This is a genomic window from Amycolatopsis sp. NPDC059021 (assembly GCF_042739895.1).
Taxonomy (GTDB): domain Bacteria; phylum Actinomycetota; class Actinomycetes; order Mycobacteriales; family Pseudonocardiaceae; genus Amycolatopsis.
Genome location: NZ_JBHYIQ010000019.1, coordinates 78,691 through 99,425, shown reverse-complemented (window position 1 = coordinate 99,425; position 20,735 = coordinate 78,691). Strand labels below are relative to the sequence as shown.

General features: G+C 69.5%; 20 protein-coding genes and 1 tRNA gene. 16 read left to right on the top strand and 5 right to left on the bottom strand.

Annotation, left to right across the window (positions count from 1 at the left end):
* Positions 1–115: 115 nt before the first annotated feature.
* Positions 116–188: transfer RNA gene (locus ACFWX1_RS14240), tRNA-Gly, on the bottom strand.
* Positions 189–378: 190 nt separating this feature from the next.
* Here ACFWX1_RS14240 and ACFWX1_RS14235 point away from each other — a divergent pair.
* The 3 genes from ACFWX1_RS14235 to ACFWX1_RS14225 all read left to right on the top strand — a co-directional run bounded on the left by ACFWX1_RS14235 (position 379) and on the right by ACFWX1_RS14225 (position 3,432).
* The gene (locus ACFWX1_RS14235; RefSeq protein ID WP_378387238.1) at positions 379–1,989 is read left to right on the top strand and encodes a sigma-70 family RNA polymerase sigma factor; all 1,611 of its coding nucleotides are present in this window, start codon (positions 379–381) and stop codon (positions 1,987–1,989) included.
* A 114-nt stretch (positions 1,990–2,103) separates the two neighbouring features.
* Positions 2,104–2,544: a DUF983 domain-containing protein gene (locus ACFWX1_RS14230; RefSeq protein ID WP_378387236.1), complete on the top strand. Its 441-nt coding sequence runs from the start codon at positions 2,104–2,106 to the stop codon at positions 2,542–2,544.
* A 27-nt stretch (positions 2,545–2,571) separates the two neighbouring features.
* Positions 2,572–3,432 (top strand): Fpg/Nei family DNA glycosylase, encoded by an 861-nt coding sequence (locus ACFWX1_RS14225; RefSeq protein WP_378387234.1) that lies wholly within the window; start codon positions 2,572–2,574, stop codon positions 3,430–3,432.
* Positions 3,433–3,909: 477 nt separating this feature from the next.
* On the opposite strand, the gene ACFWX1_RS14220 is transcribed toward ACFWX1_RS14225, so the two are convergent.
* The gene (locus ACFWX1_RS14220; RefSeq protein WP_378387232.1) at positions 3,910–5,040 is read right to left on the bottom strand and encodes a serine hydrolase domain-containing protein; all 1,131 of its coding nucleotides are present in this window, start codon (positions 5,038–5,040) and stop codon (positions 3,910–3,912) included.
* Between the two features lie 171 nt (positions 5,041–5,211).
* On the opposite strand from ACFWX1_RS14220, the gene ACFWX1_RS14215 reads away from it, so the two are divergent.
* The 9 genes from ACFWX1_RS14215 (at position 5,212) to ACFWX1_RS14175 (ending at position 14,403) form a co-directional block, all read left to right on the top strand.
* Complete coding sequence (locus ACFWX1_RS14215; protein ID WP_378387301.1) at positions 5,212–6,516, top strand: histidine kinase; 1,305 nt, start codon at positions 5,212–5,214, stop codon at positions 6,514–6,516.
* 19 nt (positions 6,517–6,535) lie between these two features.
* Positions 6,536–7,381: a S49 family peptidase gene (locus ACFWX1_RS14210; RefSeq protein ID WP_378387230.1), complete on the top strand. Its 846-nt coding sequence runs from the start codon at positions 6,536–6,538 to the stop codon at positions 7,379–7,381.
* 105 nt (positions 7,382–7,486) lie between these two features.
* Positions 7,487–8,320, top strand: a complete 834-nt coding sequence (locus tag ACFWX1_RS14205; RefSeq protein WP_378387228.1) for a LytR/AlgR family response regulator transcription factor — start codon at positions 7,487–7,489, stop codon at positions 8,318–8,320.
* Between the two features lie 19 nt (positions 8,321–8,339).
* Positions 8,340–8,837 carry a hypothetical protein gene (locus tag ACFWX1_RS14200; protein ID WP_378387226.1) on the top strand — a complete coding sequence of 166 codons (498 nt, stop codon included), beginning with the start codon at positions 8,340–8,342 and terminating at the stop codon, positions 8,835–8,837.
* Positions 8,838–8,867: 30 nt separating this feature from the next.
* Positions 8,868–10,655: a cation acetate symporter gene (locus ACFWX1_RS14195; RefSeq protein ID WP_378387224.1), complete on the top strand. Its 1,788-nt coding sequence runs from the start codon at positions 8,868–8,870 to the stop codon at positions 10,653–10,655.
* Between the two features lie 257 nt (positions 10,656–10,912).
* Positions 10,913–11,266: a DUF485 domain-containing protein gene (locus ACFWX1_RS14190; RefSeq protein ID WP_378387222.1), complete on the top strand. Its 354-nt coding sequence runs from the start codon at positions 10,913–10,915 to the stop codon at positions 11,264–11,266.
* Positions 11,263–12,867, top strand: a complete 1,605-nt coding sequence (locus ACFWX1_RS14185; RefSeq protein WP_378387220.1) for a cation acetate symporter — start codon at positions 11,263–11,265, stop codon at positions 12,865–12,867. Before ACFWX1_RS14190 ends, ACFWX1_RS14185 begins: the two co-directional genes overlap by 4 nt.
* A gap of 106 nt (positions 12,868–12,973) precedes the next feature.
* Positions 12,974–13,333, top strand: a complete 360-nt coding sequence (locus ACFWX1_RS14180; RefSeq protein ID WP_378330906.1) for a rhodanese-like domain-containing protein — start codon at positions 12,974–12,976, stop codon at positions 13,331–13,333.
* 2 nt (positions 13,334–13,335) lie between these two features.
* A complete protein-coding gene (locus tag ACFWX1_RS14175) occupies positions 13,336–14,403 on the top strand; it encodes a DUF4328 domain-containing protein (protein ID WP_378387218.1) in 1,068 nt (355 codons plus the stop codon).
* A 61-nt stretch (positions 14,404–14,464) separates the two neighbouring features.
* On the opposite strand, the gene ACFWX1_RS14170 is transcribed toward ACFWX1_RS14175, so the two are convergent.
* A complete protein-coding gene (locus ACFWX1_RS14170) occupies positions 14,465–15,628 on the bottom strand; it encodes a cytochrome P450 (RefSeq protein WP_378387216.1) in 1,164 nt (387 codons plus the stop codon).
* A 269-nt stretch (positions 15,629–15,897) separates the two neighbouring features.
* Here ACFWX1_RS14170 and ACFWX1_RS14165 point away from each other — a divergent pair, with 269 nt between their 5' ends.
* The 4 genes from ACFWX1_RS14165 to ACFWX1_RS14150 all read left to right on the top strand — a co-directional run bounded on the left by ACFWX1_RS14165 (position 15,898) and on the right by ACFWX1_RS14150 (position 18,712).
* Entirely contained in the window at positions 15,898–16,779 is an 882-nt protein-coding gene (locus tag ACFWX1_RS14165) for a DUF5926 family protein (protein ID WP_378387214.1), read from the top strand.
* 25 nt (positions 16,780–16,804) lie between these two features.
* The gene (locus ACFWX1_RS14160; RefSeq protein WP_378387212.1) at positions 16,805–17,152 is read left to right on the top strand and encodes a DUF952 domain-containing protein; all 348 of its coding nucleotides are present in this window, start codon (positions 16,805–16,807) and stop codon (positions 17,150–17,152) included.
* 211 nt (positions 17,153–17,363) lie between these two features.
* Positions 17,364–17,876: a SigE family RNA polymerase sigma factor gene (locus tag ACFWX1_RS14155; protein WP_378387210.1), complete on the top strand. Its 513-nt coding sequence runs from the start codon at positions 17,364–17,366 to the stop codon at positions 17,874–17,876.
* Positions 17,873–18,712, top strand: a complete 840-nt coding sequence (locus ACFWX1_RS14150; RefSeq protein WP_378387208.1) for a hypothetical protein — start codon at positions 17,873–17,875, stop codon at positions 18,710–18,712. Before ACFWX1_RS14155 ends, ACFWX1_RS14150 begins: the two co-directional genes overlap by 4 nt.
* Positions 18,713–18,783: 71 nt before the next feature.
* Here the strand turns inward: ACFWX1_RS14150 and ACFWX1_RS14145 are convergent, their stop codons facing one another.
* Both ACFWX1_RS14145 and ACFWX1_RS14140 read right to left on the bottom strand, forming a co-directional pair.
* On the bottom strand, positions 18,784–19,341 hold the full coding sequence (locus tag ACFWX1_RS14145) for a ferritin (RefSeq protein WP_378387206.1): 558 nt from the start codon (positions 19,339–19,341) through the stop codon (positions 18,784–18,786).
* A 183-nt stretch (positions 19,342–19,524) separates the two neighbouring features.
* Positions 19,525–20,724, bottom strand: coding sequence for an arginine deiminase (locus ACFWX1_RS14140; RefSeq protein ID WP_378387299.1), 1,200 nt, complete (start codon positions 20,722–20,724; stop codon positions 19,525–19,527).
* Between the last annotated feature and the right edge of the window lie 11 nt (positions 20,725–20,735).

Sequence of the window (20,735 nt, the reverse complement as noted above, 5' to 3'; positions counted from 1 at the left end):
CAGCTCACTACTCGGCGCGCGCCCGGGGGGGGGGGGGGGGGCGCCCCCCCCCCCCCGAGAAATGGTGAGGGGTTCTGGGCGGACGCTTTCCGTCCGCAGAACTCGCCCAACCCCGAGCGGATGACGGGATTCGAACCCGCGACCCTCACCTTGGCAAGGTGATGCGCTACCAGCTGCGCTACATCCGCGTTCGTAACCGCTCTGTCGTGGTTACGGGGCATAGACTACACCGGCTGTTGGGGCGTTCGTGACCGGCCCCCCGGTCGTCCCGTCGGTGTCACAGCCGGCGTACAGGGGGTGACGACGGCCGCATCGCTCCGTATGGTGTCCCCAATCGAGGCGATTGGTGAGTCCTTCGGGGAGGAGGTGCCGGGCCGGATGACCGAGCTGGGCACGGTGCCGCCACAAGCGGCCTCGGAATCCGATGAACAGGCACTGTTGCAGCGGCTGCGGGACGGCGAGGACGCCGCTTTCGGCGAGCTGTTCGAACTGCATGCCGCGGCGGTCCGGAGACTCGCGCAGAGCCTCGCGTCGGATCGTTCCGAAGCCGAGGACATCACCGCCGAAACTTTCTTCCGGGTGCTCCAGGCGCTGCGCCGGGGCGCGGGGCCTCGTGACTACGTCCGGGCCTATCTGCTGACGGTGGCGCGGCGGGTGTCGTGGGAGTGGCACGGCGCGCGCCGGGACGTCCCGGTCAGCGACGACGAGCTGAACTTCCACGCCGGGCCCGGTGCGGACACGCATTCGCGGGCGGCCGAGCACACGTTGATCACGACGGCGTTCACGAGCCTGCCGGAGCGCTGGCGCACGGTGTTGTGGCAGACGGAGGTCGAGGGCGAGCAGCCCGCGATGGTGGCGACCCAGTTCGGGCTGAGCGCGAACGCGACGGCGGCGCTGGCGCGGCGGGCGCGTCAGGGACTGCGCGCGGCGTACCTGCAGGCCCACCTTTCGGTGAATCGCGGCCCGGACTCGTGCCGGGCGGTGGTGGAGAAGCTCGGCGGGTTCACCGCGGGGAGCGTGACGGGCGCGGAGGCGGAGCGCATCAAGGCGCATCTGCTGGGGTGCTCGTCGTGCCGCGCGACGCAGGACGAGCTGCTGGACGTGTGTTCGTCGCTGCGGGCGCACGCCGGGGTGCTGGTGTTGCTGGTGCCCGCCGCCGGCTCGCTCGGTGGTGCCGCGAGCAGTGTGCTCGCCACGGTCAAGAGCGTCGTCTTCGGTTCGAAGGTCAAGGTGGGGTTGGCGCTGGCCTCCACGGCGGCCGCCGGTGCGGTGGGTTTCGCGGCGGGGCCGGTGGTGTTCGGCCCGCAGCCGTCGCAGAACATCGGGTTGCCGGGCGGGGGTGCCCCGGAGCTGGCCGTGCTGCCGCCGGGCCCGTCGCCGCAGCAGCCGCCCCCGCAGCCGCCGCGGATCGGCGTGGGCTGGCTGAACGGGCGGGGCGTGGTGCCCGCCGTGCATCCGCAGGTCCCTGCCGGGCAGCCCGCCGGACAGGAGGGGCAGCAGGGCCCGCTCGGCGCGGCCGAGGTGCCGCGGCTGCCGGTGGTGAACATCCCGTCGGGCCGCGGCGGCGAGGCGGGGCGGCCGGAGGGCGGTTCTACGGCTCCGCGAGGTGATCTTCCGAGCCCGCAGCCGAGCATGACCAGCACGAGTTCGTCGACGACGCCGAGGATGGATCCGAGCGCGACAGAGTCTTCGCGCCCGAGCATCACGTCGGAGCCGACGGATTCGGGGAAGCCGGTGTGCACCAAGACGCCGACGTCGGGCAGCAAGCCGGCGCGTACGTCCACGCCGACCGGTTCGCGGACCTCGACCACCACGACGACCGAGACGACGTCGCGCTCGGAGACGTATTCGCGTTCGTCGAAGACCACCAAGACGACCACGACCCGCCGGGTGCACCGGACCACTCAGCAGAGCACGTCGAGCACGTCGCGAAGCACCCAGGAGACTGTCACCGAATCGGCCTATTCCTCGTCGACCTCGGGCTTCTGAACAGCGGTGATCGTCCAGGCGGAGCGGATTGTCCGGTTTCAGCCTCGCGTCGCCGCCCGTGCTCACGGTACGGTTGGTCCCGCTCACGTTGAGCGGCGCCCGGGAGGCAACTGAATGAACCGGCTGGTGCGCGGCGAGGACGGCCGCGACTGGGTGGTCCGTGCCCAGATGGAATGGCGTGCGCCCGCGACGGCGGACAACTTCGAACACGACGTCGCCGGCAGCTACGGCCCCGGCATCGCGATGATCGTGGTGACCGCGGTGCTGGCCGTGGTGCTGGTGGTGTGGACGCCTGACCAGGTGAAGGTGCCCGCGTTCGTGCTGCTGGCGCTGCTGCTCGTGGTGCTGTTCTTCCCCCTGCGGTGGATCCTGCGGCGGCCGTGGACGGTGGTCGCGGAGACCGAGGGCGACATGACCGGTGACCGGCCGTCCGAGCGGTGGGTCGGCACGATCCGCGGCATGTTCACCGTGCAGGGTGAGGTCAAGCGGATCCAGAAGACCATCCAGCAGAACTCGCTGCCGGATTTCGACGGTCCGCTGCACCCGGTGGAGTAATGCGCGCCGACGCGCGAGACTGACGGTATGCCCGAGCTGCCCGAGGTCGAAGCCCTCGCCCATCACCTGCGCGAACACGCCGTGGGCGCCACGGTGTTCCGGCTCGACGTCGCGTCACTGAGCGTGCTGAAGACGGCGACCCCGGCGTGGACCGAACTGCACGGCAAGGAGGTCACCGGCGCGACCCGGCACGGGAAGCATCTCGATCTGGTGGCCGGTGACCTGCATCTGGTGGTGCACCTGGCGCGGGCGGGCTGGCTGCGCTGGTCGGACGCGCTGTCGCCGGCGCCGCTGAAGCCGGGGAAGGGGCCGATCTCGCTGCGGGTGCACCTCGACGCCGCGGCGGGGCCGGGGTTCGATCTCACCGAGGCGGGGACGAAGAAGGGCCTCGCGGTGTGGATCGTGCGTGACCCGAACGAGGTCCCGAGCATCGCGCGCTTGGGCCCCGACGCGTTGTCGCTGGACGCCGGGAAGCTGGGCGAGTTGTTCGCGGGCCGGACCGAGCGGCTCAAGACGGCACTGACGGACCAGTCGCTGATCGCCGGGATCGGGAACGCCTACTCCGACGAGATCATGCACATGGCCAAGCTCTCGCCGTACGCCACGACCGGGAAGCTGCCGTCTTCGGCTTTGGAGGGCCTGGCGACGGCGGTGCAGGAGGTGCTGACCAGCGCGGTGACGCGTTCGGTCGGGCAGGACGCGGCGCGGCTCAAGGGCGAGAAACGGTCGGGCCTGCGGGTCCACGCCCGGACCGGCCTGCCGTGCCCGGTCTGCGGCGACACCATCCGCGAGATCTCGTTCGCCGACAAATCCTTCCAGTACTGCCCGACCTGCCAGACCGGCGGGAAACCACTGGCCGACCGCCGCCTCTCCCGGCTGCTCAAGTAGCCCGTTTCCGCGGCCTCACGCTGGGAATTCCCGGAGTTTTCCACAGCGATTTCCCGAATGTGGACAACTCCGGCCGTCTCGCCGCTTTTCCGGGTTCCCGTCGTACCCCGGCGATAGAATGGTCTTGGGGTCGCCCCCCGGAGCGGGTGGGGGACACCCCCACATCGGGGCCCCGGTTCGGTGGTTGGGGCTCGTCTGTGCGGAGGGCCGTGAAGGACTCCTTCACGGCGCTCAGTGCCGGTAAGGAGTCCTTCACGGACCTGTGCGGAGGCCACAGCCTGCCCGGAGCGAGCCGCGGCGGGGCTCACCCGCGCGGGGGAATTTGGCGGCGTTCGCGCCTGGGTGCGGGAGAGCGCTTTCCACAGAGGACGCGATGCCGGGCGAAGCGCCGTCCTGCGTCGGCGTCTTCAGGTCCGTGAGTCCCTCAAGGAGGCCCCCACGGACTATCCCCATCCACCCTTGGCATGGCCGGCGACTTCAGCCGCAGAGTGCAGCCTGCACCGCGGGCAGCGGGCTCGACGGGACCACCTTCGGCGCATGCGCCGCGTCCGCCGCCAGGTCGTAGACCGTCACCACGAGCACCACCTGACGCCGCCCGTCCGCGCTGCTCATCGACACGCTGTAGAACCCGGGCCCGGCGCCCGTGTTGCCCCAGACCGTGCCGCACGGCAGGTCGAAGGTCTCGATCCCGGCGCCGTACGCGCCACCCTCGTCGTTCGGCACCAGCTGCCGGAGCGTGGCCTGTTCGGCGGGCCGCAGCAGGCGCCCGGCCAGCAACGCGCGGTGGAACGTCGCCAGATCGTCCACAGTGGACACCATGGCACCCGCGGTCCAGTCGTACGACGGGCTGAACGTCGTCAGGTCTTCGCCCTTCAGGTCGTAGCCGTGCAGGTGCGGGCCGGTCAGATAGGGCGAGGTCGTCGGGAACGCGGTGTGCCACAGGCCCAGCGGCATCAGCAGCCGTTGCCGGATTTCGCGGACGACATCGTGCCCGGTGACGCGCTCGATCACCTTCCCCAGCAGCAGATATCCCGTGTTGCTGTAGGAAACCCCGGCGCCCGGCGCGAACGACGGCGGGGTCACCAGCGAACGCCGGATCACCTCGTCCGGGGTGTACACGAAGTCCCGGTGGCCGTGGAAGTACGGGTAGAGCAAGGAAACCTGGTCCGGATCGTGGACGCCGCCGGTGTGGTTCAGCAGTTGCCGCACGGTGATCCGCGAAGCTTCGTAGCCCGGTCCCCGCACGACACCCGGCAGCCACCGCTCGACGGAGTCATCGAGCGAGAGTCGCTGTTCCCCGGCCAGTTGCAGCACGACCGTCGCCACGAACGCCTTGGTGTTGCTGGCGATGCGGAAACGCTGCCACGCCATCGCGGGTTCGCCGGTCGCGGTGTCGGCGACTCCCGCCGTGTACCGGCGCACCCGGTCGTCCTCCCGGTAATAGGCGACCGCTCCAGGGAAACCCCCTTCGGTGACGAGCTTCGTGACAGCGGTGTCCACGTCGTCTCCCCGCCGTGCGGCCGAAGCCGATCCGATGGTGGCCGCCCCCAGCGCGGCCACCACCAGCCCCACGGCGATCCCTCGTGACACTCCGCGACGCCAGGACATCCGTTCGTCCCCTCCCCTGAAGCGGTCGGCCAAATCACCCTCTCGTGCGTCGCGCACGGTGACCATGCGGGTTTCCCCCGAACCGTCGGTAGGGTCCTCCCCACCGTCGGTGGTCACGACTGGACAGAAAGTAGGAGTAAAGCCTTGCACCCGGTTGTCCGAGCGCAGAGCATGGACGCCGTGTCCGGGTTCGCGATAGCGCAGATCATTCCGTGGGCTCTCGTGCTCGTGCTCGGAATCTCCGTCGTAGTGCTGCTGGTCAAGCTGCGTCGTCCGGCCAGCGTCATCGAGGACGCCGTCCTGCAGGCGGTGCACCGCATGTCGAAGGCGACGCCCAACCTGCGGTCCGGCCTCGACGAGGACGCCGCCGACAAGATCACCACCCAGCTGCTGGAGATGCTCGACTGCGTCGCGGTCGGCATCACCGACAGTGAAGGCACCCTGCTGTCCTGGGACGGCGAGGCGAACGAGCACTACGTCGACCTCGTCGAGGCGATCGGCGCCGCCATCCGCAAGCACCGCCGCGAGGTCGTCGCGCACGACCGGATGCCGTGCAACCACCGCAACGCCTGCAAGATGCGTACGGCGGTGATCGTGCCGCTCATCGTCGAGGGCGAGACCGAGGCCGCGCTCATCGTCGTCGGCCGCACCCGCGGCAAGCTGATCCAGATGGCCGACGCCGTCGCGCAGTTCGTCTGCACGCAGTTCGAACTCGCCCGGCTCGACGAATCCCGCAGCCTGCTGCACCAGGCCGAGATCAAGGCCCTGCGCGCGCAGATCTCCCCGCACTTCGTCTACAACGCGCTCAACACGATCTCCGCGCTGATCCGCACGGACCCGGAAGAAGCACGCGAACTGCTCCAGGACTTCGCCGACTTCACCCGCTATTCGTTCCGCACCTCGGGCATGTTCACCACGCTCGCCGAGGAGCTGCGCAACATCGATCGCTACCTGACGATCGAGAACGCGCGTTTCGGCGGACGGCTCGAAGTCCGCATGAAGATCGCGCCCGAAGTGCTTTCCGTCGTGGTCCCGTTCCTGATCATCCAGCCGCTGGTGGAAAACGCTGTCAAACACGGGCTGGCGAACAAGCCGAGCGGCGGCTGTGTCACGGTGATCGCCCAGGACCACGGCACCGAGGCGCTCATCAGCGTCGAGGACGACGGCATCGGCATGGACCCCAAGCGGCTCGCGGAACTGCGCAGTGCGCACCGCACCGGCGCGCACGTCGGCCTCGGCAACATCAACCAGCGCATGCAGCAGGTGTTCGGCATCGACTACGCGCTGATGGTCGAGACGGCGCCCGGCGCCGGGATGCGCGTGACCTTGCGGGTGCCGAAGTTCATGCCGGGCGTCCGGCCCGACCTGCCCGACTACTCGGCCGACGTCCCGTCCCAGGAAAGCCGGGACGACGGCCACACCGGGGAGATCAACGGAGTGCACGGCTCCCGCAGCGGTGTCCTGCCCGCTCGGTAGATCTCGGTAGCCTGGCCAGATGAGCGTTACCGACAAGCTGACCGCGCGCCTGCCGATGATCGGCGACCGGGTCGACCGCAAGGACGTCGTCGCCGTCGTCAAGCTGCACGGCGTGATCACGCCCAACGCGTCGCCGCTGGGCCGCGGCACGATCAACCTCGCCGCCGTCGAGTCCGCGCTGACCAGGGCGTTCGGGCACGACCGGCTCAAGGCGGTCGCGCTGCTCGTCAACTCGCCCGGCGGCGCGCCGACGCAGTCGGGCCTGGTCGCCGAGCGCATCCGCCAGCTGGCCGACGAAAAGGGCGTGCCGGTGCTCGCGTTCGCCGAGGACGTCGCCGCGTCCGGCGGGTACTGGCTGGCCTGCGCCGCCGACGAGATCTACGCGCACCGGACGTCCATGGTCGGCTCGATCGGCGTGATCAGCGGCGGCTTCGGGTTCACCGGGCTGCTCGAACGGTTCGGTGTCGAGCGCCGCCTGCACACCGCGGGCGAGAACAAGTCGCGGCTCGACCCGTTCAGCCCGGAGAAGCCCGAGGACGTCGAGTGGCTGAAGAAAATGCACTCCCAGCTGCACGAACTGTTCGTCGGCTGGGTCAAGGAGCGCCGCGGCGACCGGCTCAGCGCGGACGAGGACCTGTTCACCGGGGACGTCTGGCTCGGCGTGAAGGCGCTCGAACTCGGGCTCATCGACGGGCTCGGCAGCCTCCGGCAGGTGATCGCCGAGCGTTACCCCGACGCGGAGATCGCCATCGCGGAGCCGAAGAAACCGTTGCTCGCCAGGCTCGGCATCGGCGCACCCGCGGCCGCGAGCGCGCTGCTGGACGCCGTCGCGACCAAGGCCGCGTGGAGCCGCTTCGGGCTCTGAGCGGGTCGAGAGGAGAAGACAGATGCCGGTTCGCTGCGGCCGGTTAATGCGTTCGGAGCAGGATTACCGCGCCGGGGCTGGACATTGCACCCGGCAATGGGCAATATGCGAGTCACTGTGAGTGCCCACGACGACACCCGGAAGCTCATCGTCCTTGCGGTGGACGATGAGCCGCTCGGTCTTGACGAACTTGTCCACCGTCTTCAAGACAGTCCGTCGGTCGGCCGCGTCTTCAAAGCCCTCGACGCCTCCGACGCGCTGCGGTTGCTGTCCTCGGACGATCCCGACCTGCGCGCGCGCAAGGACCGCGGCCTGCCCACGGTCGACGCCGTGTTCGCCGACATCAACATGCCCGGCCTGTCCGGGATGGAGATGTCGCGCGTGTTCGCCGCGCTGCGGCCCGCGCCGGTGCTCGTGTTCGTCACGGGGAACTCCGAGGAGGCGGTCAACGCCTTCGACCTCGGCGCGATCGACTACGTCCTCAAGCCGTTCAACCAGGATCGCCTCGACCGCGCGGTGCGCCGCGTGGTCGAGAAGCTCAGCGCCGCCCCGGCGGTGCCCGCCCGCGGCGGCGCGGGCGAGCCGGTGAAGAACGACGACGAGGTCATCCCGGTCGAGCTCGCCGGCACCACGAAGCTGATCCCGCGGTCGTCCGTGCGTTGGGTGGAAGCGCAGGGTGACTACGCCCGGCTGTTCACCACCGAGGGCAGCCACCTCGTCCGCATCCCGCTCGCCCAGCTCGAGGAGCGCTGGGAGAAGGCGGGCTTCGTGCGGATCCACCGGTCGTTCCTGGTCGCGTTGCCGCTCATCACCGAGCTGCGCATGGGGCAGGGCGGCTATCAGGTGGTCATCGGCAACGAGGAGAAGGTGCTGCCGGTGAGCAGGCGGCACACCCGGGCGCTCAAGGACCGGCTGGTCGGTACCGGCCGGAACGGTTAGCCATGGCGCGGGCTCGGCCATGACGGACGACTACTACCGCCGGCTGGCCAACGGGGTCCGGCAACCGGATCCGACACTCGGGAAGCGGCCGGAAAAAGCCGTCGTCGAACCCGTTCCGGCGGCGCCGCAACCGCTGCGCCCGGAACCCGAACACCACGCCAAACCCAAGCGGCAGCGAGTGATCCTCGCCGACCCGCGTCAAGCCTCCCGCGCGTTGCGCTCCCGTGTCGAACTCGAGGAGCAGACGAGCTGGGGGAAGCTGCTGATCAAGGACCTGGTCAAGGTACAGCTGCGAACGGCGTTGCTGCTCGCCCTGCTCGTCGTGGTCGTCTTCGGCTCGCTGCCGGTGCTGTTCTACCTGCTGCCGGGGTTCGCCAGGGTGACGCTGGCGGGCATCCCGGTGGCCTGGCTGATCCTCGGCGTGCTGCCCTTCCCGTTCCTGTTCGGGATCGGCCTCTGGTACAACCGGCTGGCGGAGCGGCACGAGCGCGACTTCGTGGACATGATCGAGAACTAGCTTTCTCCTCGACGTGCGAGGATTTCCCCTGTGCAGCTGAACCCCTGGGCGTTGACCGCGATCGTCGTGGTCATCGTGGTGACCTTCTACCTCGGTCACCGCTCCTCGCGCTCGGCCACCAGCACGCACGACTTCCTGGTCGCCCGCCGCACCGTGCGATCCCGCCGCAACGCCGCCGCGATCTCCGGCGAGTACCTCTCGGCCGCGTCGTTCCTCGGCATCGCGGGAATCGTGCTCAAGGAGGGCGCCGACGCGCTGTGGTTCCCGATCGGGTTCACCGCGGGCTACCTGGCGCTGATGCTGTTCGTCGCCGCGCCGCTGCGCCGGTCCGGTGCCTACACGCTGCCCGACTTCCTCGAAGCGCGCCTGGGATCCAAGGCGCTGCGCAAGTTCTCGACGGCGTTCGTGATCTTCATCGGGATCCTTTACATGGTCCCGCAGTTGCAGGCCGCGGGGCTCACGCTGGCGACCCTGCTGCCGCTCCCCGCCTGGGCGGGCTCGGTGCTCGTGATGGGCGTGGTCGCCGTCAACGTCATCGCGGGCGGGATGCGCGCGATCACCGTCGTGCAGGCCTTCCAGTACTGGCTCAAGCTGTTCGCGGTCGCGGTGCCCGCGTTCGTCCTGTGCATGGTGTTCTTCACCGGCGGCGGGCCCGGCGGGGCCCGGCCGCTCGGCGCCGCGGCGCCGCCGGTGTTCCCGCAGGAGACAAAGGTCAGCGTCCAGACCGACGTCACGCTGAAGGTGACCGCGGAGACCTACTTCTTCGCCTACGGCAGGATCGACCACGCCCCGGCCGACGGCCTGGCCCGGTGGGCGCCGCTCGTGCCGCACTCGGTGTCGGAGGGGACGACGCTGAAGTTCCCCGCGGGTGCCCCGGTGCCGGTGGTCACCGAATCGACGTCGCTGAACGACGACTGGCTCAGTCCCGGTTCCAAGGGGCTCTCCGGCCTGCTCGAGACGTACTCGCTGATGTTCGCGCTGTTCCTCGGCACCATGGGCCTGCCGCATGTGCTCGTCCGCTTCTACACGAACCCGGACGGCAAGGCCGCGCGCCGCACCACGGTGCACGTCCTGCTGCTGCTCGGGTTGTTCTACCTGTTCCCGACGATGCTCGGCGCGTTGTCGAGAATGTACGTGCCGGAGCTGCTCGTCACCGGCAAGACCGACGCGGCGGTGCTGAACCTGCCGACGGCGATCCTGCCGGGGGTGGGCGGTCAGATCCTGGCCGCGGTGACGGCGGCGGGCGCGTTCGCGGCGTTCCTGTCGAGTACGTCGGGGCTGCTGGTGAGCGTCGCCGGGGTGGTGTCGACCGACGTGCTTCCCGGGCGGATCTGGGACTTCCGGCTCGCCACCGGGATCACCGCCATCATCCCGATGGTGCTCGCCGCGACCCTGCGCCCGGACGACATCTCGCTGTCCATCGGGATGACGTTCGCGCTGGCCGCTTCGACGTTCTGCCCGCTGCTGGTGCTGGGCATCTGGTGGCGCAAGCTGAGCTGGCCCGGCGCGATGGCCGGGATGACCGTCGGCGGCGGTCTCGTGCTCGCGGCACTGATCACCAACATCGTCAGCGGCTACACCGGCGGCTGGGCGCCGTGGTTCACCAACCAGCCCGCGTTGATCAGCGTGCCGGTCGCCTTCCTCACGACGTACCTGGTCAGCCGCGTGACCGGCTACGGGCGGCCGGAACACGTACACGACATCATGCTGCGCCTGCACGCGCCGGATCCGCTCGGCTTCATGCGGGACAGGGCCGTCGCGCGGTTCGGCCAGGCGGAGGAGAAGACCCGCACCGGCAAGGGCAAACACCGTAAGTGAGCACCACTCCGCCGGTCGCGCGAAAGACGACCCGGTTGGCGGTTTACTCACCCACTGTCAGTTGATTTGGCCACGATCGAGAGAGCAAGGCTGGTCAATTCGCACATCCGGCGCGGAACTTCGCGGACAAAGTTCTACTTTCCGTCATACCGTTCACTCAAATAGATGAGGGTTGAAACGGGCTGTCCGGGGGCATGATCTCCCTGTCGCTGCGATAGATCGACGGACCGGAAGAACAGGGAAGGTGGGGGTCCGCAGTGAGTGGCACCGAGCAGGAAACAGCCGGTGGGGCGGGACCGGAAACGGAGTGGGAACGGGTGCAGAGCAGCCCCGAGTTCGCGCGGCTGCGCAGAAGGCTGCGGGTGTTCGTTTTCCCGATGACGGCGTTGTTTCTGGCGTGGTACCTGCTGTACGTCCTGCTCGCCGACTACGCGCACGGGTTCATGAGCACCAAGCTGTTCGGCAACATCACCGTCGGTCTCGTGCTCGGCCTGCTGCAGTTCGTGTCGACGTTCCTGATCACCGGGCTGTACGTGCGCTACGCCAACCGGAAGCTCGACCCGGTGGCGGATGAGCTCCGCGCCGAAATCGAAGGGGAGCCGCGCCGATGAGCCTCGCCGCGGGTGTGCAGGGCAGCAACTCCGCCCTCAACATCAGCATTTTCGCCGTGTTCGTGGTGATCACGCTGGCGATCGTGTTCCGCGCCAGCCGTAACACCAAAACGGCGTCGGACTACTACGCCGCCGGTCGCGCGTTCACCGGGCCGCAGAACGGCATCGCGATTTCCGGCGACTATCTCTCGGCGGCCTCGTTCCTCGGTATCGCCGGCGCCATCGCGATCAACGGCTACGACGGATTCCTGTATTCGATCGGGTTCCTGGTGGCGTGGCTGGTCGCGTTGCTGCTCGTCGCGGAGTTGTTGCGTAACACCGGGAAATTCACCATGGGCGACGTACTGGCCTTCCGGATGCGGCAGCGTCCGGTGCGTGCGGCGGCCGCGATCTCGACGCTCGCCGTGTCGTTCTTCTACCTGCTCGCCCAGATGGCGGGCGCGGGCGGGCTGGTCAACCTGCTGCTCGGCATCAGCGGCAACCTCGGGCAGGACCTGGTCATCGCCGTCGTCGGCGTGATCATGATCCTGTACGTGCTGATCGGTGGCATGAAAGGTACGACCTGGGTCCAGATCATCAAGGCCGCGCTGCTCATCATCGGCGCGTTCGCGATGACGCTGTGGGTACTCGGCAAGTACGGCTTCAACCTGTCGAACCTGTTCCAGGCCGCGATCGACAAGGGCGGCAAGGGCGGGGCGGCGCTCCTCGACCCCGGCAAGCAGTACGGCAAGACCGGCACGACGAAGCTCGACTTCCTCTCGCTCGGCATCGCGCTGGTGCTCGGGACCGCGGGACTGCCGCACGTGCTGATGCGCTTCTACACGGTCCCGACCGCGCGCGACGCCCGGCGTTCCGTGGTGTGGGCGATCGTGCTGATCGGCGTGTTCTACCTGTTCACGCTGGTCCTCGGCTACGGCGCGGGCGCGGTCGTCGGCCCGGAGAAGATCTCGAAGGCGCCAGGATCGACGAACGCGGCGGCGCCGCTGCTCGCGCTGGAACTGGGCGGTCCGGTGCTGCTCGGGTTCATCGCTGCGGTCGCGTTCGCGACGATCCTGGCGGTGGTCGCGGGCCTGACGATCACCGCGTCGGCGTCCTTCGCGCACGACGTCTATGCGAACGTGATCAAGAAGGGCAAGACGTCCCCGGATTCCGAGGTACGCGTGGCGCGGCTGACCGCGCTGGTGATCGGCGCGGTCGCGATCATCGGCGGCATCCTCGCCAAGGAGCAGAACGTGGCGTTCCTGGTGGCGCTGGCCTTCGCGGTCGCGGCCTCGGCGAACCTGCCGACGATCCTGTACTCGCTGTTCTGGAAGCGCTTCAACACCCAGGGTGCGCTGTGGTCGATCTACGGCGGCCTGATCGTGTGTGTCGTGCTGATCGTGTTCTCACCCGCGGTGTCGGGCGGTGCGAAGCCGATGATCAAGGGCGTCGACTTCCACTGGTTCCCGCTGGAGAACCCGGGCCTGGTGTCGATCCCGGTGTCGTTCTTCCTCGGCTGGCTCGGCACGGTGCTGTCGAAGGAGCGCAACGCGAAGAAGTACGCCGAGATGGAGGTCCGCGCTCTCACCGGCGCCGGCGCCGAAAAGGCCGTGGTCCACTGACCGCGACGGGTCTCTGAAGGCCACCATGAGGGACTTGAACGCCCTCAAGGTGGCCTTCAGAGCATTTCCGGCAGCTCACGCGCGTGTCACGGGACGGCGTGGCAGCATGGAGAGCGTGGTAAGCCCTGCTGAAATCCCCACCGCCGCGGTGCGCGATCTCCCGCGCGACGGTCTTCCGCTGCTCGACGTCCGCGAGGACGACGAGTGGCGAGCCGGACACGCCCCCGGCGCCCTGCACATCCCCATGGGTGAGCTGCCCGCGCGCGTCGGCGAGCTGGAGGACCTGCCCGAGGATCAGCCGGTCTACGTCATCTGCCGCAGCGGCGGGCGCTCCGCCAGGGCCGCCGCGTGGCTCAACGCCAGCGGCTGGGACGCGGTGAACGTCGCGGGCGGTATGGGCTCGTGGCAGCGCGAGGGCCGCCCGATGGTCAGTGAGCTGCCCGGCATCGAGCCCGAAGTCCTGTAACCGTGCACCCAGGCCAGCAGCCGCCGCGACCTCCGGCACAGCCGTACCCCGCGCCCGCGTATCCGGGCACGGGGTACTGGCCGACCGTGCCCGCGGCGCCGCATCCCGCGCAGGCACAGCACGCGGGCCGCACGCTGGCCGCACAGGCCGAGGCCTACCCGTACCACCGCCGGCCGGTGCACCGGCCGCGGCTGCGCTGGGTCGCGTCGCCGCCGCCCGGTGCCTGGCCACGCCGGCGTCCCGCCGTCCGCGAGCCCTACCTGGGGCCGCCGTCCTACCCGGTGCCGCCGCGCTGGGGTTTCCCGAACCTGGTCTGGCGCCGTCCGACGGCCGTGCCCGGCACCGCCTCCGACGCCGTCCGCCCGATCGACCGGATCCCGGTGCTCTCCCGCAGCCTCGTGGTGGTGCTGTGGGCGTTCGTCGTGCTCGCCACGGTCGCCGCCGGGGCGGAGATCTGGCGGTACGTCCTGCTCGTGCAGAGCCGCGAGTCGGCGTTGAGCACGTCGGTGGTGTCCTTCTCCGACGCCTTCGTCGTCACCGCCGGGCTGCTCACGACGATCCTTTCGCTGCTGCCCGCCGGGCTGTCGATCTGGTGGCTGCTCGTCGCCCGCCTCGCCGCGGCGGACGAGCTGGGGGAGGCCCCGCCGCGTCCGCAGTGGCAGGTGCTGGTCGGCGTCCTGGTGCCGGTGGTGAACCTGCCGATGGCGCTGTCCGTGGTCGGCGAGCTGGAACACGCGGTGCTGCGCCGCGCTCGTGACGCCCGGCCGAAGCCCTCGCGGCTGGTGCTGGTCTGGTGGGGTGCCTGGTTGCTGAACTGGGTGCTGCTCGCGGTCACGATCTACTGGCGTTTCCGCGATGGGGTGCAGGCGCTGGCCGACAGCGTCGTGCTGATCGCGCTGACCGACCTGTCGGCCGCCGGGCTCGCCACCGTCACGGCGCTGCTTGTCCGGCAGTTCTCGGATCTGCTGATGCCGATCGCCGGGCCGAAACTCCGCGAACTGCGCGTGCTGCGCGTCGAAGGCGCCCCGACGCCGGAGCGCCCCGCCCGCCCGGCGACCGCCCCCCGCTGACGCGTCGTCCATCCAGGTACGCGAGTCGTCCGTCTGCGTACGCGTGTCGTCCGCTCGATGCCTACACGCTGACGCGTAGTTCCTTCAGCCCCCGGATCACGAACTCCGGCCGCCGCTCCGCGGTCACCAGCCGCAGCCCCGGCAGCCGCTGGGTGAGCGCTGCGAGCGCGGCACCGATCTCCACCCGCGCCAGCGGTGCCCCGACGCAGTAGTGAATCCCCATCCCGAAGCCGAGATGCGCGTTCGGCGACCGTCCGATGTCCAGCACGTCCGGCTCGGTGAACACCTTCGGATCCCGTGCCGCCGCGCCCAGCAGCGCCCCGATCTTCTCCCCGCGCGCCACCCGGAACCCCGCGATCTCGACGTCCTCGGTCGCGGTCCGCTCGAACAGCTGCAGCGGCGAGTCGAACCGGATCAGCTCCTCGACCGCCGAGTCCAGCAACTCCGGCGACGCGATCAGCCGCTCCCACTGATCCCGGTACGTCAGCAGCGCGGCGACCCCGTTGCCGATGACGTTCACTGTCGCCTCGTGCCCGGCCATCAGCAGCAATACCGCCGTGGCGACCAGCTCGTCCGGCGTCAGCTCGCTGCGCAGCAGGTCGCTGACGATGTCCTCACCCGGCGACTTCGCCCGTGCCTCGGCCAGCTCGCGCAGGTACGCGACGAACTCCGCGGCCGCGCTCTCAGCGGCGTCGCGGCCTTCCTCGGACAGACCGAATTCGTACATCTTCACGATGGAGTTCGACCAGGGCACCAGCCGCGGCCGATCGGCGTCGGGCACTCCCAGCAGCTCCGCGATGACCGCGACAGGCAGGGGCTGGGCAAGGTGTTCGAGCAGATCGGCCGAGCCGTCGGCCGCGATCTTCCCGGCCAGCTCGTCGACCATCGTTTCGGCGAATTCGGCGACCATCGGCCGCAGCCGCTCGACGTGCCCGCGCGCGAAAGCGCCGGAGATGAGCCGACGCAGCCGGGTGTGCGCGGGAGGTTCGTTCTCCAGCAACGAGTTCCGGTGCAGCAGGTTGAACGACGCGAACCGCTCGACCGGCTGCGCGTCCTGCCAGATCCGCCCGAGTCCCCGATGCCGCAACACCGCGGCCGATGCCGCATGCGACACGGCGATCGCGAGGCCGAGCCCGTCATGCCGGTGCACCTCACCCTCGGCACGCAGCGCGGCGAACGCGGGATACGGGTCGGCGAGGAACTCGGGATCACGAGGGTCGAACACGCACCTGAGCGTAGCCCGAGGATGACATCCGAAACTGTCGTCCAGGCCGGTGCGATTCACGGGGACGTGACGATCTGACTGGGGGCGCCAGGCGGCGCAAGGGTGCTGTCGTGGCTGCGATCGGCGATCAGGATGTTCCTTCGGTGACGAGGAAAACTAATGCGCAGGGGAGGTTCTGGCCGCGCTGGAGCCGTCGCGGACGCAGGGGCCGGACACGTGGTGACCCCGCGTCTTCGATAGCGTCATGGCCCGAGCTTGAGGAGGCAGCAGTGGGCAAGGGCGCGCGCAAGAAGGGTCCCAAGAAGGGCACCGATCGTCAGCCGAAGGTGCGCGACGTCTTCGTCGGGCAGCCGTTCGAGGGGCTCGCCGCCGAGCCGGAGCTGATCGCGCTGCGCGAGTTCGTGCCGTCGGCGACGGCGAAGCTGTCGCTGAAGGACGGCGGTGACGTCACGCTCGGCACCGTGCTGCCGATGGCGGCGGCCGCGTTCGTGCGGTCCGACGGCGAGCGGTATCTCGGCCTCCAGGTGCAGACGCGCTCGTCCGACATCAGCCGCGACCTCGGCCGCTCGCTCAAGTGGGTGCTCGACGCCAAGCCGGGCGACGTCCTCGCGGTGCCGGACACGACCACCCCGCCGCAGGCCGACGAGCACGCGCGCCTCCAGGATCTGCTGGTCGCCGACGCCGAACTCGACGTCACGCTGCACACCGATTTCGCGTGGTGGCTGCCCGAGGACGCCGACGCGACCGGTGACGTCGCCGTTTCGCTGGAGCGGGCGAACGCCGCGATCATGCCGACCGAGCGCCTCGGCGCCGGGGCCTACTGGGTGCTCGCCGGCGAGAAGGCGCACCTGCGCTGGATCCGTCCCGAGCAGGAGAACCTGCTGCTGCAAGCGCTTGCGCGGCTGTCGGCCGCAGGGGAGCTGGGGCTCGGCGATGGCACGCGCTACGCCGGTTCGTTCCGGGCACACGGGCTGCTGGTGCCGGTCTGGGACCTCGACCCCGAGGCCCACGCCCGCGAGTGGGCGGACGCCAAGGACCAGCTCGGCACCCGGCTGGACGCCGCGCTGAAGTCGCTCGACTCCGAACCCCTCAACGCGGCCGAGCGCCGCGCTCGCGACGGCCTGATCGGGCGGCAGCTCACCCTCCGCTGACCCGTCCGGGTGGCACGATCGGGGCATGATCGTGCACATCTGCAGTCGCGACGAGTGGCAGAACGTCGGGGACGAATATCGCCCGGCGTCGCTGGACGACGTCGGGTTCGTCCACTGCGCCGACCCCGGCACGGTGCATCTGCCCGCCAACGCCCTGTTCACCGGCCGCACCGACCTGGTGCTGCTGGAGATCGACGTCGCCGCGGTCGGCGCGCCGGTGCGCTGGGAGGAGGGCGACCCGCCGCATCCGGCCGGGATCTGGTTCCCGCACGTCTACGGGCCCATCCCGCGCGCGGCCGTCGTCGCCGTGCATGAATTCCCAGCTCAGAGCGATGGGCGTTACCTTCCCCCAGGCTCGCTCACTCGGCGATGAACATGGCAACGTATCCCCCATCCGGGCGTCCCTCGAAGTGATGGGGCGAACCGGACAACCAGCGGGGGGTGCGATGCGTATGGGGGAGGACGACAACTCGGCGCTTGGCGACGCGAATCCACGGGGAGGCGATACGGTGACCGCAGCGGCACCCGTCTTCCCGCTGGGAGACACGGGATTGGCTCGCGAGAGCCGAGGGAGGTCGACGTCCGTGCCGGGCGAGTTCGCTGACTTCGGCGAGTTCGTGCGCGCGACGTTGCCAGGGCTGCTTCGCTACGGGCACGCGCTGACTGGGAACCCGCACGACGCGGCGGACCTGGTGCAGACGGTGCTCGAGAAGATCGGCTCGCGCTGGTCGTATGTGCAGAGCAAGACGGGCGACCCGCTGGCCTACATCCGCCGTTCGATGGCGAACGCGCACGTCAGCCGCTGGCGGCGGACGAAGCGCGAGAACCTCGTCGCCGAGATCCCGGACTCGCAGCCGGTCAGCCACGCCGACCCGTTCGAGCACGAGCCGCTGTGGCAGGCGTTACGTGCCCTGCCGCCGAGGCAACGCGCGGTGATGGTGCTGCGTTACTACGACGGATTGTCCGAGGCGGAGATCGCGGCCGCGCTGGGAGTCACCCAGGGCACGGTGAAGAGCCAGGCGAGCAAGGCGATCGCGTCGTTGCGGACGAAACTGACATTGACCGGACTCGATGGCGAAGGGAGTGAAGCCGAGTGAACGTCTCCGAAGACGAGCTCGAGCAGCGGCTTCGCGCGTTGTTCGCCGACGAGCGTCTCGGAGTCCAGCCCGGGGCGAGCGCCGAGGAGGCGATCGTGGCCGGCGCGCGGCGTCGTCGGCGTCGGCGCCACGTCGTGCTGTCGGCGTCCGGGGTGACGATGGCGGCGGTTCTCGTCGTCGGTGGCTTCGCGGTGGTCAAGATCCGCAGCAGCGACAGCAGCACCGTGATGGCGGCGACTTCGCCCGAGCTGTCGACGCAGCCCCCCGCGCCGGCGACGTCTGGGCCGCCCTCGGCGGTTTCGGCGGGGCCGACGTCCCATCCGCAGCAGCCGCCGCCGAGCGGGCCGCCGCCTGGGCACGCGGAGAACCCGCCGCACACGACCGGTGGCCGTGGCGCCACCACGACGCCGTCGAAGCCCCAGACGTCGAAGGTGACGACGGGCCCGCTGCTGACCGCGAGCGGTATCGGCGCGTTGAAACTGGGGATGACCGAGGCACAGCTGACCGCGCAGGGTATGACGGTCAGCAACAAGAAGAGCGCTGACTCCTGCACGTACTTCGACGTCAAGGGCGGCGGGTTGCCGACTTCGGTGAACGCAGCGGTCTCCCAGTCGAACGGCGTCGTCGCGGTCACCCCGGCGGCCGCGGCGCACACCCCGGAGGGCATCGGGGCTGGTTCGTCCAAAGAGGACGTGATCACCAGCTATCCTGCCGCCACCGAAGGGTCGGACGGACTGGTCGCCCCGGCTGGGCAGGTCTCCAACTACCACTTCACCCTCACCCAGGCGGGCGAGGTGGCGGGCGTGTACCTGTACAGCGTCTACCAGGACTGCTGAGGGACACAACGGAAAACCCGGGCTGCTCCACAGGGGGAGAGCCCGGGTTCTCTATTTCGCGGTGAGAGAGTTCAGAGCGCGCCGCCCGCGACCGGGGGCATTCCGCTGTCCGCGCCGCCGTCGCCGACGGATTCGCGGTACAGGTGGGCCTCGACGTCGAACAGGTTGTCACCGGCACGCTTGACGACGTTGAGCAGCGTGGTCATCTGCGCGATTTCCTCGACCTGCTCCTTGAGGAACCACTGCGTGAACTGCTCGCTGATGTAGTCCTCTTCGGCGCGCGCGGCCTTGGCCATGGCCGAGATATCGGCCGCGACCTCCTTCTCCTGGTTCAGCGCGAGCTCGACGACCTCGGCGGCGCTGGAGAAGTCGTTGCGCACTTCGCCGGTGCTGGGGATCTCCACGTGGTGGTCGCGGTCCAGCAGGTACTGGACGAGCGCCATCGCGTGATTGCGCTCCTCGACCGACTGCTTGTAGAAGTGCTTCGCCAGCTGGGGAAGGTCCCGTGCGTCGAACCAGACCGCCAGCGCGATGTACTGCTGGGACGCGTTGAACTCGTTGTGCACCTGGGTTTGCAGCAGCTCGTAGAACTTCGAGCCGGATTCTTTCTTCAGCTTCGTGACGGCCATGCCGAAAACAATACACTCGCTATGTAGTCGTTTCCACTTTTGGCTGGTGATCTACCCCCTATTAGGTTACCATTCCTAAAGCAAGTCTCCACTTATTTCGGTTAGCCTCCCCTAAATAGGAAATCGAATTTAGGAAAGGCTAACTTCGCTCCTCTTATTCGTGTTCCGCCATACTTCCGGTGCTCAGAGCGAGTCGCGGCGGATCGGGCAGGACATGCACCGCGGCCCGCCCCGGCCCGAGCCGAGTTCCGATCCGGTGATCGGCAGGACCTCGATCCCGGCGTCCTCGAGCCGCGCGTTGGTTTCGATGTTCCGCTCGTATCCGACGACGACGCCCGGCGCGAGCGCGAGCGTGTTGTTCCCGTCGTCCCATTGCTCGCGTTCGGCGGTCACCGGGTCGAGACCGGTGTCGATCACCCGCAGCCGCTCGATGCTCATCGCCTCGGCGGCGGCGTCGAGGAACGGCGCCGGGCCCGCCACCTTCACACCACCGTCGCCGGTCGGGCGCAGGGTGAACGCGGTCAGCGAATCGCGGGCGAGCGGGTACATGACGACGGCGTCGGCGGCGACCATCGTGCACACGGTGTCCAGGTGCATGGTGGCGCGCGACTGCTCGATCGGCACCGCGAGCACGGTGTGCGCGATCCCGTCGGCGAAGACCGAACGCGCCAGCGATTCGGCGCCGGCGGCGGTGGTGCGCTCGCCGACGCCGATGGCGAGCACGCCGGGCGCGAGCAGCAGGATGTCGCCGCCCTCGATCGGCGCCGAGTGCGCCCCGTACGCGCGGTCCGCGTGCCGGAAGCGCGGGTGGTAGGCGTAGACGATGTCGAGCAGGAGCGTCTCGCGGCGCCGCGCGGGCATGGTGAGCGACGAGATCGCGACGCGGTCGCCGATCCAGGCCGACGAGTCCCGCGTGAACAGCAGGTTCGGCAGCGGGTCGACGGCGAAGTCGTGCGGGTGGTTCATCATCCGCACCAGCGACGCGCCCTCGGAGGCCGGCAGCTCTTCGAACGTCATCCCGGCCATCAGCACCTCGGCGAGGGTGGCCGCGTCGACACCGGAGAGGTGGGAACGCAGCGTGTCGCCCAGCTCGCCGCCGAGCCGCCGGTCGTCGACCGCGGCCTTCACCCCGGCCGCGTGCGCGCGGGTGTCCTCCAGCGTCGTGCGCAGCGTGTCGGCGAGCAGCAGCACCTCCACCCCGCGGCCGCGCAGCACCTCGGCGAACGCGTCGTGCTCCTCCTGCGCGCGGTCCACCCACGGGATGCCGTCGAAGAGGAGCTGGTCGTTGTTGCGGGGCGTCAGCCTTTTGAGCTCGTTGCCCGGCCGGTGCAGCAGCACCGTGCGCAGCGGCCCGACCTCGCTGTCCACCTTGGGGGGTGCCATCTCGTCAGTCA

What these genes read in the sequence shown, in the direction of transcription:
- ACFWX1_RS14140 (WP_378387299.1), bottom strand. Translation starts at nt 20,724, where the DNA reads ATGGCACCCCCCAAGGTGGACAGCGAGGTCGGGCCGCTGCGCACGGTG.
- ACFWX1_RS14185 (WP_378387220.1), top strand. Translation starts at nt 11,263, where the DNA reads ATGAGCCTCGCCGCGGGTGTGCAGGGCAGCAACTCCGCCCTCAACATC.
- ACFWX1_RS14215 (WP_378387301.1), top strand. Translation starts at nt 5,212, where the DNA reads ATGGACGCCGTGTCCGGGTTCGCGATAGCGCAGATCATTCCGTGGGCT.
- ACFWX1_RS14225 (WP_378387234.1), top strand. Translation starts at nt 2,572, where the DNA reads ATGCCCGAGCTGCCCGAGGTCGAAGCCCTCGCCCATCACCTGCGCGAA.
- ACFWX1_RS14160 (WP_378387212.1), top strand. Translation starts at nt 16,805, where the DNA reads ATGATCGTGCACATCTGCAGTCGCGACGAGTGGCAGAACGTCGGGGAC.
- ACFWX1_RS14145 (WP_378387206.1), bottom strand. Translation starts at nt 19,341, where the DNA reads ATGGCCGTCACGAAGCTGAAGAAAGAATCCGGCTCGAAGTTCTACGAG.
- ACFWX1_RS14210 (WP_378387230.1), top strand. Translation starts at nt 6,536, where the DNA reads ATGAGCGTTACCGACAAGCTGACCGCGCGCCTGCCGATGATCGGCGAC.
- ACFWX1_RS14205 (WP_378387228.1), top strand. Translation starts at nt 7,487, where the DNA reads ATGCGAGTCACTGTGAGTGCCCACGACGACACCCGGAAGCTCATCGTC.
- ACFWX1_RS14230 (WP_378387236.1), top strand. Translation starts at nt 2,104, where the DNA reads ATGAACCGGCTGGTGCGCGGCGAGGACGGCCGCGACTGGGTGGTCCGT.
- ACFWX1_RS14220 (WP_378387232.1), bottom strand. Translation starts at nt 5,040, where the DNA reads ATGTCCTGGCGTCGCGGAGTGTCACGAGGGATCGCCGTGGGGCTGGTG.
- ACFWX1_RS14200 (WP_378387226.1), top strand. Translation starts at nt 8,340, where the DNA reads ATGACGGACGACTACTACCGCCGGCTGGCCAACGGGGTCCGGCAACCG.
- ACFWX1_RS14235 (WP_378387238.1), top strand. Translation starts at nt 379, where the DNA reads ATGACCGAGCTGGGCACGGTGCCGCCACAAGCGGCCTCGGAATCCGAT.
- ACFWX1_RS14180 (WP_378330906.1), top strand. Translation starts at nt 12,974, where the DNA reads ATGGAGAGCGTGGTAAGCCCTGCTGAAATCCCCACCGCCGCGGTGCGC.